We start from the raw sequence: 16,885 nt of genomic DNA, 5'->3' as shown, positions 1-16,885 counted from the left end.
TTTAATATCACCATATAGTGATATTTTATACGCGATAATATTCTGAAAAACAGGGTATATTTTATCTGCGCTTAACAATATTACAAATTGCTAAGTGGTTTATATTTTTTGACTATCCTTAAATAAATAATATATGAGAAAAACTTTACTTATTATCAGTTTTTTAATGGCTTTTGCCTTATCTGTCTCAGGACAGACATGCGCCCCACTGCCGGTACCGTTTTTACAGTCATTCAGTACCGGCGGACTTCCAGCATGCTGGGTCAATCAGAATCCCACTTCCACATCTACCAGTACGAATGTAAAATGGAAATTTACAGGAGCTGCAGGATATGGAGCAACCGGAAATGGCGGCAAGCCGGCAGGAACTTTTGCATGGGTTGATGCGTCTACCCCACTTGCTAACGAACACACTGTAGAGCTAATCAGCCCACAGATTAATTTAACAGGACTGGCAAATCCTTATGTTAAATTCGAATGGTTTAAAGATCATTTAACAGGACTTAACGGAACAGTACCCGCAGCAGAAAACAATCAACTGAAGCTTGAAGTGAATAACGGCAGCGGATGGGTGCAGATCTGGTCCAGCAATACCAATCACCCCGAATGGAGAACCGTAGGAATTCCTCTGGCGGCAAGCTATGTAGGAACCACCATTCAGTTAAAATTCACGGTTGATAAAGATGTTGCCGGCGGTGGGGATTTTTATGATGATATTCTGCTGGATGAAGTACAGGTGATTCAGGCACCTTCATGCTTTGAACCTACTACTCTACCGGCGACCAATATTGCGCCTAATTCAGGAACGATAAACTGGACCGCACCACTTGCCCCGGCTCCTGCTCCAGCCAATGGATATGAATATTATTACACCACCACGAATACTCCTCCTGTTGCGGCAACTCCCGGAACAGCGGCATCCGGAACAACAGCTAACCTAAGCTTACTTATTGCCGGAACAACCTATTACTGGTGGGTAAGATCGGTCTGTTCGGCTACCGACAAATCACTTTGGGTTGCCGGAGCTCCGTTTACACCCGGACAAATCGGTGGCGGTACTGCTACTCATGCCTTTTTGCCTGTTTATTCGTGCTCTGCATTTAATTATTCACAACAGATTTATCTGGCACCGGAAATTGCAGCCGCAGTAGGAACCAACAATTCGATAACATCCGTTAAATTTTTTGTATCCACGACGACTACCCAGGCCACTTACAACCAATGGGTAGTGTATATGGGGAATACTTCACAAACCGATTTTGCAAACACGACAAGCTGGGTACCTTCTGCAAATTTAACCCAGGTGTATTCCGGGACTCTACCGGCAATGACTGCGGGAACATGGGTGGAAGTACCTTTAAGCACACCATTCCTATGGGACGGAGTAAGCAATATAGTGATCGGTGTGGATGAAAATGCTGCGGGATCATCCTGTACAGCCAATTGGGGAAGTTATTCTGCGGGGGCAAACCGAGGAATGATTTATTACAATGCCACAACAAATCCGGATCCTGTAGATCCACCTACCGCAATAAGCAGATATAATGTTCTTCCGAAAGTACAGCTAGTCGGCACCGCTTTACCACCATGTACCAATACTCCTCCAGCTAATATTACGGTTAATAATATGACCACAACATCAGCGAATGTCTCGTGGGCAGCTACGGCAAATGCCACCTATGTCGTGAGATATAGAGTATTACCTTCCGGAGCATGGCAGACTATTAATGTCAATACTCCTTTTACTAATAATGTCACCCTTCCCGGTCTTACAGAAACCACTCAGTACGAAGTAGAGATCGCTACCATCTGTGGAACGCAGGGTGCATTTTCTGGTCCTGTGAGCTTTACAACTCCGGCCTTGACTTACTGTAACTCAGGGACTGCAACTGTTACCAATGGATATATCAGTAATATCACCATGATCGGTACCAATGTCCCTTTAACCAGTAATACTTCCGGACCAACGACCTATACCGATTATTCTACAGACCCGGCCAAAACCATTACGCTGTTGCGGGGTTCTGCGAATAATGTACTGTCTGTCGGACGTTCCATTGCTACAGGAACTTATACTACAAATGCATGGATCGATTTTAACGGTGACGGAATCTTTAACAACAACCCATCAACGACACCGGGCGGTGAAAGGATTATGAATTTAGGATATTCCAGTACAACTCCGGTTACTGCCAATTTTAATGTTCCTGCTAATGCCTATACAGGAAACAGTAAAATCAAAATGCGTGTGATGGTTTATTCTTTAACGCCTGCCAATGCCTGTACAGCGTTAACCGGTAATGGTGAAGTTGAAGATTATTACGTTAAATTCATAGATTTACAACCTTGTACAACTGTACCGCCTACCAATATCGCAGTCAATAATCTTACCCACAGCACAGCTTATGTTTCATGGATGCCTGCTGCCAGCGCAACCTATGTTATCCGATGGAGACAGGGAACAGCAGGAGCATGGCTTCCGAATGCTGCCGGTCTGACATTACCAGCAGGACAGAGTTTTCATACCATTACGATGCTTACTGAGCAAACGGCTTATCAGGTGCAGGTGGCAACGATTTGCGGAGGTGTTCAGGGAGCTTTCTCTCCTAGTTTGAGCTTTACAACACCTGCATTAAGTTATTGTAATATGAATGGTACAGGAACTAATGATCATATTTCGAATGTAAAAGTCACTCCGGTTAATTTTCCGATAATGGACAATACATCGGTTCAGACTAATTATATCAGTTATAATACTCCTGCCACATTGATTAACTTAGAAATAGGTTCTCTGAACAATCAGTTGTCTGTTTCAAAATCATGGACAGGAACTTCATTTGCAGATGCTGTCTATGCATGGATCGACTGGGACAGAGACGGAATCTTCACTGATGCTGAAAGAATAATGACTTCAGCCTCAAGTATTACGACTCCTGTAACAGCTTCCTTTAATGTACCTTCATCAGGAGTGTATACAGGTCCGTTAAAAACAACAATGCGGGTCGTATTAAAACGCGGAAGTGCTCCCGTTATGTGCGCCGATGCTGCAAACGGTGAGGTTGAAGATTATGCAGTACAACTAAGACTATGTAACAATACGACACCCGGAAATCCTGCATTTTCAGCCATAACCCATAATTCGGTTATCATAGGATGGGCTGTTTCTCCGAATAATAACTCTTTTGTTCTGGAATACAGACCCGTGACAACACCGGCATCTGCCTGGACTACTTTAAACCTGTCTGTTTTGGGAGGAAATCCTCCGGTAACAATCAACAGTCTGACACCGGCTACAACGTATGAAGTGAGAGTTGCTGCTGTTTGCGGAAGCACAGGAATCGGTGTCTATACTCCGATACAAACATTTAAGACAAGATGTGATCCTACTCCACCAACGGTAACGATAAGTAATATCACTTCTAATTCAGCAGTTGTGACATGGAATCCTGTTGTACCAAGTGCCAATTACATTTTAAGATGGCGGGAAGTAGGAACAATCCCATGGAATCAGCCTGCCATTCCCCAGCCGCCAGCTAACTCGTATACCATCCAGAATCTGAGTTCATTCAAAACTTATGAAGTACAGGTAGCCAATATCTGTGTGGGTGAAACAACTCCGAATGCATGGTCGAATCCTAAAGTATTTACGACGATCAGAGTTTGTGAAATTCCGCCTCCGGGACTTACTATCACTGCACTTACGCCTACAACGGCTGAAGTAATCTGGGATGCATTTCCGGGAACTTCTTATATCTTAAGATACAGAAAAGTAGGAATTCCGAGCTGGACAACAATTCCGGTAAATACCAATACCTATATCATCACCGGATTATTAGAACTTAATAAATATGAAATGCAGGTAACGAATGTTTGTAGCGGAACAGGTACCCATTACACGGAGCCTTACTATTTTACAACACCTACTGTCATTTACTGTCAGATGTCATCCACAAATTCTGCAACAGAATTTATTTCAAAAGTCACTGTAAAACCAGATGGCAAGCCTGAAATGATAAATGAAACTTCAGCAACGAGTTATTCTGATTTTACAGGAAATCCGTTAAAATTCATTGAAGTGATTCAGGGGTCTTCGGGAAATCAAATCAGCATTGACAAAACTTTAAGCTCAGGAGCTAATGCAGGAGTGGCTATATGGATTGACTTCAACAGAAACGGATATTTCGACATCGATGAAAGAATTATGGCTGACGGTCCTAATACCAATCCGACAGCAAGCACTTCATTTTCTGTACCTTCGAATGCCTTTATCAGCATGACAGATCACCAGTATGTAGTCATGAGAGTCGCTTTACAGAAAGATGGAATTCCGGTCAACTGTGTAAACTTCCAGAATGGTGAAGTTGAAGACTATACAGTCAGAATTTCTAAACAAAAAGTTGCGAATTCAATCAATGAGACAGATATTGTAATTTATCCTAATCCTGTAAGTACTGTATTGAATGTTAAAAATATCAGCAAGAAAGCCAATTATAAGATCTATAGCGCTGTAGGAAGAATGGTATCCTCCGGAGTTATATTGAATAATGCAATCAATGTAAGTAATCTTATCAACGGCATGTATATTATAGAAATTGAAGATATGCAGAAAACCGTAACCCATAAATTTATTAAAGAATAATAATTTTTACTGAAAATTAAGGCTGTATCATTGTGATACAGCCTTTTTTATGGATGTTTGAGCTGGAAGTATGGATTTGGGCAAACAGATCAGAATTATAAATACACCTGTAAGACACAGCAGGTGAACATACGTACTGTATAAAAGACCGGTATATACTGATTTATAATCATAATTCTGTCCTGAGAAATGATAAAAAATTCTACCTGTACATGCTATTCCCAATGCTCCAAACAATTGCTGTAATGTAGAATAAACTCCTGATGCATTTCCTGTCAATTTTTCAGGCAGACCTTTAAGAGCTATATTAGCAAATGACGGCAGTACCAAAGCGACTCCAAATCCGTGTAATGCTATGACCAGATATCCTGCTGCATCAATTCTGTGACAATAAAATAATCCTAACTGAATGATAAGCGTCAACATAATCAAAAGAACGCCGAAAATCAAGACCTTTTTTCCAAAATACAGCACCAGCCTGGCTGAAAACAAAGAAGCAAGAATAAATCCGGCTCCCTGAAATACAACAAAATAACCTGCATGACCGGGAGATAAGCCCAATCCTTTTTGTAAAAAAACAGCAAGAACAAAAAAATAAGCGTCCAACATCAGCATAAAAAGAGCAGCTGCTGAAATCGCCAGATTAAAATTCCGGTTCTTAAAGAGATCCATATCCAAAAGAGGTTCTTTATTTTTTGATTTCCTTATTTTTTGCCTGAATATAAAAATCAGAAGAAATCCAATCGACAGTATTAAGGGAATGACGATGAGGTAAGTATTCTGCTCAATGCCCACTGTTAAGGAAAATATCAGCATAACCAGTCCCAGACTCACAATACAAGCACTTGTATAATCCATTTGTGATGCAGAAATATCTTTAGAAGGAGTAAGATAATATTTTGCAAGAATTATCGTAATAATGCAAATCGGAATATTAATAAGAAAAATATACTGCCATGGCTGCGCGACAAATACAGGCTTCAGTTCAACCAAAAAACCGCCGAGAAATTGTCCCAACATTGTTCCTATCCCAATAGCAATCCCGTACCAGCCCATAGCATAGGTCCGGTTTCTGTGATCTTTAAACAGAATCTGTATGTAAGATAATACCTGTGGAGACATAAAGCCTGCACTGATTCCCTGAATAAATCTTAAAAAAATAAGCTGTCCGGATGTTTCCGCAAAACCACATCCCGCAGAGCTGATCATAAAAAATAACAGCCCCAGAATAAATGTCTGTTTTCGCCCGTAATAGTCTCCCGTTTTCCCACCGATTATTAAAAATGAAGCAAATCCTATCATATACATCACTACAACCAGCTGAGTTATACTGTTAGAAGATCCCATGCCCTTTTGAATAGAAGGGATGGCAACATTGACAATAAATATATCAACAATAGTCATCAGATGAACCAGTAAAAGGATGACCAGCTGAATCCATTTTTTATTTTTATTTTTCATTATATAGAGTGATCTATCTATTCTAGGTAAAAAAAATCAGAACATCTGATTTATTAATTTTCTTGTTGTTTTCAGATCATCAGTGTTTCCGTTAATACTTGCAGAAACCACCGCACCTTCGATCATCAGAAAGACAGTATCTATGAAATTCTGTTTTTTTATGGGAAGTTTCTGAGTGGTTTCGATTTCAGAAATGATTTTTCCAAGGTATTCGCGCTGTTTCTGTTTATGTCCGCTTACCAATTGTTCAACCTGCTTATCCTGACGTCCTGTTTCTGCATTTATTTTGATAAAATGGCAGCCCAGACAGTTAGTTTGCTCCTGAATTCTAATACGATAATCTATTAATTTCAAAAGTTTTTGCACAGGATTTTTCTCATTTTTAAGATCATCATCAAGCTGAGCAAAATACTCCGTTTCCTGATGCAGCAGATAGTGATATAATAAATCATTTTTGGATGGATAATGTTTGTATAACGATCCAATAGCAATACCTGCTTCAGCTATAATCTGATTAATTCCGGTGCTGTTGAATCCCTGCTGATAAAATAAACGGGAGGCCGTTTCCAGTATACGCTCCTTTACACTATTACTCTTATTCATGATTTTATCTTTATGCAAAGATATAAAAATAGATAGATCTATCTATTTTTTAATTTGAAAATTTCCAGTCTTTTATTTAAAGTCCTTTCCCACTTTTGTATTTGTTATTATTAATTAAAATTTAAAATAATGCGTAATCTACTGACATACTCTTGTCACAACACTGATCTATTTTTGTTGAAAATTTAAATCTTTATCCTATGAATGCCGTTTCAATCCGTATTATAACTGCTCATGTAAGCCGTTTAACCGAGTTTTATGAACACATAACAAAAATTAATGTGATACAATACACCCCGGATTTCGCTGAACTGCAAACACCTTCAGCGACTATTGCCATCGGAAGCACAAGAACATTGCAGTTTTTTGGTCCAAAAGCAGAAACTGCCCTTGCAGAAAGCCGCTCGGCGATTATTGAATTTTTAGTTGATGATGTAGATCAGGAGTTTCAACAATTAAGAGATTTTCTGTCAACCCTCATGATACAGGAACCTACTACAATGCCTTGGGGTAATAAATCGATGTTGTTTAAAGATCCTGATGGTAACCTGATTAATTTTTTCACCCCAGTAAGTGAAGAATCAATCAGCAAATTTGCTGGTAAAATGTGATCAATAATGAGTTAAAAAAAGAGAAAATCTGAACTCGTTTATTCTTAATAAATGCATCACACGGAATAGTAAAATTCCCTTTGAAAATCAAAGGGAATTCAGAAAAGTTACTAAATATAAAGTGGTGTGGAGGGTAATTATACGTTTTTTTTGAGAATTCTAAATTACTAATAATCTCATTTTAAATGATATGATTCAAATCATGATACATGGATTCTTTCATTATCCGGTAAAAAAATACCACATTTTATAATTTACTATAGAATTGGTAAAGAAATTGTATATCTACTCAAAGAACTAATTTAATCTTATAAAATTAATAGCTATGAACATTTCCTATTACGATTTTCAGAATTTACCGGACCAGCAGACCCAATATAACCTTGTTATCAACCAAGGCCGTATCATGAATGAAAAAATTATAGATAATTTAAAGTATGCTCTTTACGAAGTATCCTACTTTTCGGTCGAAATCATTTATAATACAAAAAGCAACAAAATAGCAGGAATGAATATTTTTCAAAACAGATCTGTCTACTCCACTTAAACCAAATATTTATACCGTATTTCAAAAATAATTTGATGGGTACAAGTTTTTGTACAAAGGAGAGAGAATTAGTTTACAGGCAACACGGTCTCATTTTATTAACGACAGGATTGGCATACATAGCTAAAAAACTGTTTTTCAGCAAAGTATCCGAACTATCGATGCGCATTTCCATTCTTCTTTCGAATAGCTGTTTTTCATCCTCCGTATAATTTTCGGAATATTGTGCAGTGTTATGAAGTAAGTCAAAAGCGATAAAATTGGTAGGCCAAAGCTTATAATTTTTAATAATAGAATCATCAATAATCTGAGATATAGCCTGCAGCTGTTTATTTTTATTGTCAGATTCAAGTACAATGGCATCAAGCTCTTTATCCAGCAGACCTCCTGCATGCAGATGAATACGCTTTTTTTGCCCCAATACGCCACTCAGAATGGTTGTAAAATCTTCATTCTTATCTTTAATATAAACTTCATTTCTGGATTTTGCCATAAGCTGCGGCATTTTAAGAACATCCGTAGGATCGTATTCATATGAAATAGACAGCGGAATTATTTTCAGACCCTTAAAAAAGTCAACCAGAGGCTGATCACCGGCTGCCATAGCAAGCATTTTTAAAACTCCCTGTTGGGTGGTATCGTTCCCATCTTTGGTTCTGCCCTCACGCTGCGCAATCCATACCGAACGGTTTTCGTTCTGAAGAAGGCTGCCAATATATTCAGACATTATTTTTGAACTGTTCAGCTGTTCCCGAAGCGGTAATCCTCTCTGAACCAAAAAATTTCGATTCAGTTTTGCAAGTATATTCAGAAAAGGCTTCTGCACAAGATTATCCCCTATTGCCGAAGAAGTCATGATCAGGCCATTATCCAACAACACCAAATTGAGAAGAGAAGTATCCAGTACAATATCTCTGTGATTGGATATAAATAAATAAGAGCTGTCTTTTTCAAGTTTGTCAAATCCGGAGATGCTTAAATTTTCAGAACTCTGTTTCAGAATCTGACGGATCGTGTGTGAGATATAATGATGCTGAAAATCACTTGTCGAATGAATATTCTGAAATCCCTCAAACCAAAAATTCTCATCCTTATCGGGAAAAGTAAAATTCATCAACGACTTCATCATAGGGTGTTTGGCAATACTCATCAGAGCATCATTAACTTCGTGATCATCAAACGGCCTTATATCATCAAACTTCGACATACTTTTATTTAAAATTAAACGCAGTGCAAAAGAACAAAAAATTATTGATCAAAAAGAGTGTTTGGAGGCTCAATTCCATTTATCATGATCAAAATCTAAACATAATAATTATGCTACAAATATAATTCTGCAATATATAGGGGTTATTATCAACCCCGTAAATGACCTTTTTTTTATATTTTACTATATTGTAGAGAAATTAGTTATAATGAATAATAATTTTTTATCAATTTTAGGATGGGTTGCAACCATAACGGCAATGGCAATGTACGTTTCATATATTCCACAGATCAGCAATAATATCAAAGGACAGAAAGGAGACTGGATACAGCCGCTGGTTGCTGCAATTAACTGTACATTATGGGTGACCTACGGTATTTTTAAGAAACCGAAACGTGACTGGCCTGTTGCTATTGCTAATTTCCCGGGGGTCGTTTTCGGGCTTATCGCATTCATTACTGCTCTTTAAAACAATCTAGCTACCGAGCATTTATTTAATAAGGTTATCATTTAATTTTTCCTGAGAAAACTATTAAAAATCCGGTATCGTTTCTTCTGATATAATCCGCAATTTTAAATTTTTTCAACTACAAAAATTTAAAATTTTAAACAAGTTCAATAATTAAATTGTACTTTTGCGACTCCGGTTATGCAAAAATCTCTCAGAGCCTTTTTTGTTTTTTCATTATTGCTGATATTTGTTTCTAATATCAGTGGGATCAGCGTTTGTCTGGATCATGCGAAGCATAATACTTCCAAATTATTCCCTAAAAAAGACTCAAAAAAAGAGAATGTACCTACCTTTTCTCAGGATGACGAATGCCAGTGTGCCCTTCATATGCACATGAATAACACCCTTATACCTGAGGCGCTAACAATAGATTTTACTCTAAGTACTTTAAATGACAGTGAGATGCCTCAACCGAAGGCAATTACATACCGCTGTCTGCTCGACTTTTTCAGTTCACGAGCTCCCCCTGCTGCCTTTGTTGCTGTAGTATAAAACCATTATACTCTATTTTCAATGCAGATTATTCTTTAATCTGTAGTCTGATGTCGTGAATATTTGTACTGCATAGTTACAGATATTCAATTATTAATAAGGCATATACAATGTCTATTTCAACAAATTCCATGTATACCCATAATTTTTATTATTCGGGAGTAATTCATTTTATTTCCAGCTTACCCGGCAGATATTTTGCGCTGGGGATCATTATCTCATCATCTCTGAATGCACAAAAAACAGAAGATTCTGCTGCAGCAACCATACAAACGGTAGAAATTATCGGCAGAAAATCAAAAGATTATACTTCGGATTATTCTTTTGCCGCCACTAAAACAGCAATGAAGAATAAGGATCTTCCCCTAACCTTAAATACGGTGACGAAAGAGCTCATCAATGACCGGCAGGCTTTTCAGCTTGGAGACGTCATGAAAAATGTAAGCGGAGTCTCCCCTTCCAGCTACTATAATCAATATAACATCCGGGGAATCAGTCAGAATGAAGAAGGACAGATCATCAATGGAATGCGTACCAGACAATATTATTTTCTACAGCCTATGACCTCCAATATAGAACGTGTTGAAATTTTCAAAGGTCCGGCAAGTATTACAATGTCCAGTGTAGATCCGGGAGGAACAATCAATATGGTGACTAAAAAACCATTGTTAAAACCCCGTCATGAAATCAGTGCTTCAGGCGGAAGTTTTGACACCTACCGTATCACGACGGATCTTACAGGTCCTTTAAATAAAAGTAAAACTTTACTGTATCGTTTTAACGGAGCTTATCAAAAGGCTAAATCATTCAGAGATTATGTGAATAACAGTGGGATTTTAATTTCTCCGTCCATTACCTTCATTCCGAATGAGAAAACCTCAGTAAATGTTGAAATGATCTTCAATGATCTTCACGGAAATCTCGACAGAGGGCAGCCTATTTTTGGAGCTGTTGCCGGAAAAACAGACCTCAACAGCACCCCAAAAACATTAAACTTAGGCGCTCCCGATGATTTTTTTAAAACAAAAGAGCTTATTTTAATGGGAAGCTTTGCCCATCATTTTAACAAACACATAAGCTTCAATGCCTCTTATATGAAGCAGTTTTGGAAAGAAAATCTACAGGAACACCGTACCACCAATGCTTTTGCTCCGGATATAAACAACAACCCTGTTTCCAGCCTGGCGATGATGCAGTTTATCCAAAGACAGCAGAGATGGGAAGTGGATAATATAAATGCTTATTTTAACTTTAATTTTAAAACAGGACAGGTCGAGCATCAGGCTTTGATCGGCTATGACAGTCAGATTTGGGAAAAACGAAAAGGAGGTCAGCAGAATGCTGCAAGAGGATATTTATTAAAGGATGGTTCCGCTGTTTCTTCCTATAATCCTGCCAATGCAAATCTTTATCAAACAATAGATTACAATGGAATCACTCTTCCTAAACCGAATGTAGATCCATTTGACTTAAATCCCGGTGCACAAAATCATCAGGGTGCTGATTTTAATCAACTTAATGTCATTACTCCTTTACCTTCGGCCCTTACAACAACCCATGCAGCATATATCCAGCATCTGCTCACCTGGAAGAAATTCAAAATATTATCCGGAATACGTCAGGAATGGTTTCAGGATATCACCCATTTTAAAGAATCTGACGAATCTTCATTCCGCAACAGTAAACTGCTGTACAGATTGGGGATTACCTATAGTTTAACGGAGAATATCAATCTGTACGGAACCTATCTTACAGGTTATCAGCCGCAGTCCAATACTGTAACACTAATGCCCAACACAGCCAGTTTTACAGGCTCGGTCTCAGCGGCAAGATTCAAACCTTTAACATCCGATTTAAAAGAGATCGGGATGAAAGCAAAAATTTTCGGGAATATTTTCGTGAGCATGGCATTGTATGAGATTAATCAGAAAAATATTTTAATCAATGCCAATAATCCGGCTCAGCCTGACGAGCTGATACAGAGGGGTGCCGACCGAAGCCGTGGTTTTGAAGCCGAGTTTACAGGTTATATTCTTCCTCAATGGCATATATACGGCGGCTACAGCTATATCGATGCTAAAATTACTGATGATGCAGATCCCAGTCTCATTGGAAAAAGAAAAGAAAATACCTCTAGAAACTCTGTGAACTTCTGGACACGCTACAATTTTTCAAAAATAAAGGCGATCAAAGATTTCGGAATTGGTACAGGCATATTGTATCAGAGTTCAAAAATCCCCTGGTTCACAAGAAGTTTTGAACTTCCTGCTTATGCAACGATAGATGCAGCATTGTATTATGCTCCTGCAAAATCTCCGGTTCAGCTGGCTTTTAACATTAATAATCTGACCAATAAAACCTATTGGATCGGAGCTCAAAACTATCTCAGACTATTTCCCGGAACCCCTAGAAATTATTTAATAACGGTTACTTATAAATTTTAAATTATGACTACTTCAAACCTACATCTGATCATACGAAAAACACGGCATGATCTCGTAAAAAGCAGGCAAAACCTTGTCATTATTGTCATTGTGCTCTTATTCTGTATGCTCAGCATTGGAATAGGATTCACAAAATATACAGACACCTTTTCAAAAGTAAAAGAATATAGGAAAGAAGTTCGTGAAAGCTGGGAGCACAGACCCGATAAGCATCCGCATCGCATGGCGCATTATGGTTATCTTGTGTTTAGAAATGGGCATCCTCTGAGTATTTTCGATAACGGGCTGGATAATTATCTTGGAAATGTCATCTTTCTTGAAGCACACAAACAGAATACAGCCAACCTTTCAGAAGCAGGAAGTTCAGGAGCTCTGGTAAGATTTGGAGCTTTCACCGGCGCATTTATTCTGCAGGCTATTGTTCCTCTCATCATTTTATTCTTAGGATTTGGATTAATTGTTCAGGAGCGTGAAAATGCCACCTTAAAAATAATAAGTGTTCAGGGAGCCTCAGGAAGAGCTATTATCTGGGGGAAGATTCTTGGAATCTGGCAGTTTTCTTTACTGTTTCTGCTTCCGGTCATTCCCGTTGTTTTTCTGGCAGCATTGATGTCGGATACCACAACCCGGGCCGATGTTTTCACCAGATTAGCGGCTTTACTTCCGGCCTATATGATCTATTATTTTTTCATCAGCACCTTAACAGTTGTTATATCTGCAAACAGCAGAGCATTATCATCAGCTCTTATCAGTCTTATCGGCTGCTGGCTTTTTCTGATAATCTTTCTGCCAAAAGGCATTCAGTTTGCAGCTCAAAATGTATATCCCATTCCGTCCCGTATTGCTTTTGAAACCGAGCTGGAAAAGGATATTCTGAAATCCGGAGACAGTCACAATCCTGATGACTCTCATTTTAAAATGATAAAAGACTCTTTACTTGCCCATTATAAAGTCAGCAATACTAATGAACTTCCCTTTAACTACAGTGGTTTTGTCATGAAAGAAGGTGAAAAAATAAGCTCAAGAATATACATCAGGCATCAGAAAGCATTACAGGACATTTATAACAGGCAACAGAAATTCTCAGATCTCTCAGGATTTCTGGATCCTGCCATTGCTGTTAAAAATTTTTCAATGACCGCAACAGGAACCGATCTTTTCTCTTACACTCAGTTTCAGAAACAGGCGGAAGAATACCGCTACAAAATGGCTCAGCGCCTCAATGATTTACAGATTGAACACATCAGCAATGTAAAGCCCGAAAAAGGCGGTCCTCCAGCAATCATTGATAAAGACAACTGGAAAAAATTCCCTGATTTTAATTATCAGTATGCTTCTTTTTCTGAAAGTATCAAAAAACAATGGATGCCTGTCGCAGCGCTATTTTTTTGGCTGGCCGGATGTATAATTATCATAGAAATAAGTGGAAGAAAATTAAAATTAATTTAAATGAATCACTATTTATATAAACAGTTTTACCGCAACAAAGCATACATCATTGCCTTGCTGTTTTTATTGATTGCCGGATTAATGGCAATTTATACCGGAAAAAAATTTCTGGACCGAAACGAAGAAATCATTGCTAAAAGCGGCATATTTCAGAAAGAAAGTATTGAGAGAAATGCAAAATTTCATAAGGATGATTTAGGGCTGGTGCTTTATTATATTAAATTCAATTTAGTCAATGAAGCTCCTAAACTTGCGGCCTTAAATATAGGAATGAGGGATTTAAACCCATCGATACAGGGAGTTACCATAAGAAATCTGGAAGAACAGCGTTATAATTCAGATTTTTACAATCCTGCCAACGCTGCTGTCGGAAACTTCGATTTCAGTTTTGTTCTGGTATTCCTTTTTCCTTTGATTATCATTGCGTTTTGCTATAATCTTATTTCCGAAGAAGAAGAACACGGAACCTGGAAGCTCCTTTCGGTGCAAAGTGTCAACCTGAGAAGACTTCTGGATATGAAAATGTTTATACGATTCATCGCCATAAGTATAATTTATCTTCTATTGATCATTATTGCAGCTATTTGGATAAAAATCCCTCCAGATCATTATTTTATTGCTTTTATCATAAGCGGATGGCTGTATATTATCGTTTGGTTTGCACTATGCCGATGGATCATCTCATTCCGAAAATCTTCAGCCCGAAATGCATTGCTCCTTCTGATCATATGGGTCAGTACGAACTTTATTATCCCGATGAGCACTAATATGGTGATTCAGAAACTCTTCCCTGTTCAGGAATCTCTTAAAGCTGTAATGCAGCAGAGAGAAGGCTATCACAACAAATGGGATGAAGCTAAAAACCCGACTATGGAAAAATTTTATGAGGTATATCCTCAATTCAGAAAATTTACGGCAGAGGAAAACGAAGCATTTACATGGACATGGTATTATGCCATGCAGCATATGGGTGATCTGGAAGCGGCAGCATCTTCAAAACAGTATTCGGAAAAAATGCTTACCCGAAATCAGATTTCTCTGTATCTGGGGTATTTTCTTCCTAATATCCATACACAGCTAGCAGAAAGCTATCTTTCAAAAACCGACATGAGCAATCATCTGCAATATGCCTCTGCACTGAAGAAATTTCATGAAGAAAAGCGTTTATTTTTCTATCCTCTTATTTTCTCCGGAAAAAATGCAGACTCTGTCAACTGGACACAGCAGGCGGTAAGCATTTTCAGATCTTCTGAAAAAATAAATTTCACCCAGCTTTTCTTGCCCTATCTGCTTTTCATTGGTCTATTTATCATCCTTCCATACAATAAATACAGAAAATTATGCTAAAAACAATTAATCTTCATAAAAAATATAACGATTTTACAGCTCTTCAGTCTCTTAATCTTGAGATACAAAAAGGTGAAATTTTTGCCCTTCTCGGACAAAACGGCGCGGGAAAAAGTACGACGATCAATATTCTGTTGGGGCTCATTCAGGCCACTTCAGGGGATGCTTTCATTAATGATATATCTGTAAAAAATCATCCTGAAAAAATAAAAAAACATTTAGCCTATATCCCTGAAACTGTACTGTTGTATCCCAATCTTACAGGAATTGAGAATCTGGATTTCTTTTCAAAAATTGCAGGATTCAATTATACTAAAAATGAACTGTCAATTTTATTACACCGTACCGGATTGCAGGAATCAGCCCATGAGAAAGCATTGGGAGGATATTCAAAAGGGATGCGTCAGAAAGTAGGCATTGCCATTGCTCTCGCTAAAGATGCGAAAGTCCTGCTGCTTGATGAGCCTACTAGCGGACTTGATCCCATTGCGACCTCGGAGTTTACAGAAATTATTCGTCAGCTCGGCAAAGAAGGCAGAACCGTTTTAATGGCCACCCACGATATCTTCAATGCGGTGAGTGTAGCCACCCATATCGGAATAATGAAACAGGGCGAACTGGTTCAGAACTTGCCTTCCAAAGCATTTACAGCTGAGGAATTACAGAATTTATACCTCAAAACAATTTAATTCAGATTTTGATGTGAAAATCCGGAGAAGCTGTCCCATAACTATTTTTGAATGTCATGAAAGCCTACTGGTGAAGTTCAGAAATATATAAAAGAATACAAGACCTTAATTTTAAGAAACTTTAACTTAAAATATGCTGTTTCGGGCTGCTTTTCCGATTTTCCAACTCATCTTCTTATTTTATTTTAAAATTTATGAAATAGAAAAATACCTTTTACAACATTGATTTTCTTAGAGATAGAAGCAAAAACAAGATAAACGTTCATTATTTATTGATATTTGTAAAAAGATTTATTTGTACTTACTGCCCATTTTATTTTGAATCCTTTCAGCTTCTGCCTAAATTTGTAAAAAATTTAAATTAATGAACTATAAACTTGAGCTCAATACGCAAGAGCCTAATTCTAACATTGTTTTTAACACAATCGTATTTGATGCGTTCAAGGTCAATATAGTGGAAAGATATATCGGAAAGATGAATTATAATCCGAAATTATTCGAAGTTATATTTAAGGTCAGAACGCTGAATGACGAACTTATCAATAAAAAAGACGGTAATGTAAAGGTAAAAATAAAGGACGCCGACTTTGATACTTACCACAGATTAACGAGCCGACTGAACTCTTATGATTACAAAAATAAATTAATCAACAGAACGGAGGTAGATCAGGAATATGTTCATTTTATTCTGAGTTTGGTGATTATGAATTATCAGCTTAACTAAGCTTTTATTAAACTTATCCAAGGCTTCTCCAGAAAGTGCTATAAGAATACTTGATCTTTATAAATCCAAAGATTCAGTATTCCAAAGTGAATGTAATTGACGGCATACCGTTTGAATATTTGAAATAAGAAGTCATCTGACAGTCATTCTGTTGACTGTTA

At 37.8% G+C, this 16,885-nt stretch carries 12 protein-coding genes; 9 read left to right on the top strand and 3 right to left on the bottom strand.

Features of this window, described 5'->3' with window-relative positions; translation table 11 throughout:
- The first annotated feature begins 133 nt into the window (after positions 1-133).
- Positions 134-4,639, top strand: coding sequence for a fibronectin type III domain-containing protein (locus M2373_RS15260; RefSeq protein WP_259111910.1), 4,506 nt, complete (start codon positions 134-136; stop codon positions 4,637-4,639).
- Between the two features lie 27 nt (positions 4,640-4,666).
- Here M2373_RS15260 and M2373_RS15255 read toward each other — a convergent pair whose 3' ends face one another.
- Positions 4,667-6,100 carry an MFS transporter gene (locus tag M2373_RS15255; protein WP_259111909.1) on the bottom strand — a complete coding sequence of 478 codons (1,434 nt, stop codon included), beginning with the start codon at positions 6,098-6,100 and terminating at the stop codon, positions 4,667-4,669.
- A gap of 36 nt (positions 6,101-6,136) precedes the next feature.
- Positions 6,137-6,703 carry a TetR/AcrR family transcriptional regulator gene (locus M2373_RS15250; RefSeq protein WP_259111908.1) on the bottom strand — a complete coding sequence of 189 codons (567 nt, stop codon included), beginning with the start codon at positions 6,701-6,703 and terminating at the stop codon, positions 6,137-6,139.
- 200 nt (positions 6,704-6,903) lie between these two features.
- On the opposite strand from M2373_RS15250, the gene M2373_RS15245 reads away from it, so the two are divergent.
- Entirely contained in the window at positions 6,904-7,314 is a 411-nt protein-coding gene (locus M2373_RS15245; RefSeq protein ID WP_259111907.1) for a VOC family protein, read from the top strand.
- Between the two features lie 325 nt (positions 7,315-7,639).
- The gene (locus tag M2373_RS15240; protein WP_259111906.1) at positions 7,640-7,861 is read left to right on the top strand and encodes a hypothetical protein; all 222 of its coding nucleotides are present in this window, start codon (positions 7,640-7,642) and stop codon (positions 7,859-7,861) included.
- 73 nt (positions 7,862-7,934) lie between these two features.
- On the opposite strand, the gene M2373_RS15235 is transcribed toward M2373_RS15240, so the two are convergent.
- Positions 7,935-9,068 (bottom strand): 1-acyl-sn-glycerol-3-phosphate acyltransferase, encoded by a 1,134-nt coding sequence (locus tag M2373_RS15235; RefSeq protein WP_259111905.1) that lies wholly within the window; start codon positions 9,066-9,068, stop codon positions 7,935-7,937.
- Between the two features lie 208 nt (positions 9,069-9,276).
- On the opposite strand from M2373_RS15235, the gene M2373_RS15230 reads away from it, so the two are divergent.
- The 6 genes from M2373_RS15230 (at position 9,277) to M2373_RS15205 (ending at position 16,724) form a co-directional block, all read left to right on the top strand.
- A complete protein-coding gene (locus M2373_RS15230; RefSeq protein ID WP_259111904.1) occupies positions 9,277-9,537 on the top strand; it encodes an SWEET family sugar transporter in 261 nt (86 codons plus the stop codon).
- A gap of 644 nt (positions 9,538-10,181) precedes the next feature.
- Positions 10,182-12,515 (top strand): TonB-dependent siderophore receptor, encoded by a 2,334-nt coding sequence (locus tag M2373_RS15225; RefSeq protein ID WP_259111903.1) that lies wholly within the window; start codon positions 10,182-10,184, stop codon positions 12,513-12,515.
- A gap of 3 nt (positions 12,516-12,518) precedes the next feature.
- Positions 12,519-13,964, top strand: a complete 1,446-nt coding sequence (locus tag M2373_RS15220) for a DUF3526 domain-containing protein (protein ID WP_259111902.1) — start codon at positions 12,519-12,521, stop codon at positions 13,962-13,964.
- Complete coding sequence (locus M2373_RS15215) at positions 13,965-15,311, top strand: DUF3526 domain-containing protein (RefSeq protein WP_259111901.1); 1,347 nt, start codon at positions 13,965-13,967, stop codon at positions 15,309-15,311.
- Positions 15,305-16,000: an ABC transporter ATP-binding protein gene (locus M2373_RS15210; RefSeq protein WP_259111900.1), complete on the top strand. Its 696-nt coding sequence runs from the start codon at positions 15,305-15,307 to the stop codon at positions 15,998-16,000. The genes M2373_RS15215 and M2373_RS15210 overlap by 7 nt, the downstream gene beginning before the upstream one ends.
- Positions 16,001-16,364: 364 nt before the next feature.
- Positions 16,365-16,724, top strand: a complete 360-nt coding sequence (locus M2373_RS15205) for a prevent-host-death protein (protein ID WP_259111899.1) — start codon at positions 16,365-16,367, stop codon at positions 16,722-16,724.
- Positions 16,725-16,885 lie beyond the last annotated feature (161 nt).

Source organism: Chryseobacterium sp. JUb7, from assembly GCF_024806495.1.
Classification (GTDB): Bacteria; Bacteroidota; Bacteroidia; order Flavobacteriales; family Weeksellaceae; genus Chryseobacterium.
Note: the sequence above shows the minus strand (reverse complement) of the source record. Positions and strands in the feature narration are given on the sequence as shown.

Bases quoted from the DNA above. Each gene is read 5' to 3' on its own strand.
- M2373_RS15260 (WP_259111910.1), top strand. From the start codon at position 134: ATGAGAAAAACTTTACTTATTATCAGTTTTTTAATGGCTTTTGCCTTA.
- M2373_RS15255 (WP_259111909.1), bottom strand. From the start codon at position 6,100: ATGAAAAATAAAAATAAAAAATGGATTCAGCTGGTCATCCTTTTACTG.
- M2373_RS15250 (WP_259111908.1), bottom strand. From the start codon at position 6,703: ATGAATAAGAGTAATAGTGTAAAGGAGCGTATACTGGAAACGGCCTCC.
- M2373_RS15245 (WP_259111907.1), top strand. From the start codon at position 6,904: ATGAATGCCGTTTCAATCCGTATTATAACTGCTCATGTAAGCCGTTTA.
- M2373_RS15240 (WP_259111906.1), top strand. From the start codon at position 7,640: ATGAACATTTCCTATTACGATTTTCAGAATTTACCGGACCAGCAGACC.
- M2373_RS15235 (WP_259111905.1), bottom strand. From the start codon at position 9,068: ATGTCGAAGTTTGATGATATAAGGCCGTTTGATGATCACGAAGTTAAT.
- M2373_RS15230 (WP_259111904.1), top strand. From the start codon at position 9,277: ATGAATAATAATTTTTTATCAATTTTAGGATGGGTTGCAACCATAACG.
- M2373_RS15225 (WP_259111903.1), top strand. From the start codon at position 10,182: ATGTCTATTTCAACAAATTCCATGTATACCCATAATTTTTATTATTCG.
- M2373_RS15220 (WP_259111902.1), top strand. From the start codon at position 12,519: ATGACTACTTCAAACCTACATCTGATCATACGAAAAACACGGCATGAT.
- M2373_RS15215 (WP_259111901.1), top strand. From the start codon at position 13,965: ATGAATCACTATTTATATAAACAGTTTTACCGCAACAAAGCATACATC.
- M2373_RS15210 (WP_259111900.1), top strand. From the start codon at position 15,305: ATGCTAAAAACAATTAATCTTCATAAAAAATATAACGATTTTACAGCT.
- M2373_RS15205 (WP_259111899.1), top strand. From the start codon at position 16,365: ATGAACTATAAACTTGAGCTCAATACGCAAGAGCCTAATTCTAACATT.